This window comes from Listeria rocourtiae FSL F6-920, assembly GCF_000525975.1.
Lineage (GTDB): Bacteria > Bacillota > Bacilli > Lactobacillales > Listeriaceae > Listeria_A > Listeria_A rocourtiae.
Map to the genome: position 1 here is coordinate 1 of NZ_AODK01000111.1, position 458 is coordinate 458.

The following is a 458-nucleotide window of genomic DNA, read 5'->3' on the forward strand; positions in this document are numbered from 1 at the left end:
AGATCCTTGCGTCACATTGACTTCGCTAGCAAATTACTTTACTAGTAGTTTTTTTTGGAAATAGCTCTCTATTTCCGCCCTGCGATTCTTACCTAGAAACATTACTGTCTCTATTGGTTTTATCTTTGTTTCTGTTCAGTTTTCAAAGGTCATAAAAAAAATAATTTGGTGGAGCCTAGCGGGATCGAACCGCTGACCTCCTGCGTGCAAAGCAGGCGCTCTCCCAGCTGAGCTAAGGCCCCTTCATAAGTAACCTATGGGATATATCATTCTCTTAATGGTCGGGAAGACAGGATTCGAACCTGCGACCCCTTGGTCCCAAACCAAGTGCTCTACCAAGCTGAGCTACTTCCCGAAAGCGCGCCCGAGAGGATTCGAACCTCTAACCGCTTGATTCGTAGTCAAGTACTCTATCCAGTTGAGCTACGGGCGCATTATATAAGTATATGGTGCCGAGG

Annotated in this window: 3 tRNA genes; all 3 read right to left on the reverse strand. The window is 45.9% G+C overall.

The features are described from left to right. Positions 1–166: 166 nt before the first annotated feature. Positions 167–242 (reverse strand) — tRNA-Ala (locus PROCOU_RS16085). Positions 243–278: 36 nt separating this feature from the next. Next, a tRNA-Pro gene (locus tag PROCOU_RS16090) sits at positions 279–355 on the reverse strand. A gap of 4 nt (positions 356–359) precedes the next feature. Continuing rightward, positions 360–433, reverse strand: a tRNA-Arg gene (locus tag PROCOU_RS16095). Positions 434–458 lie beyond the last annotated feature (25 nt).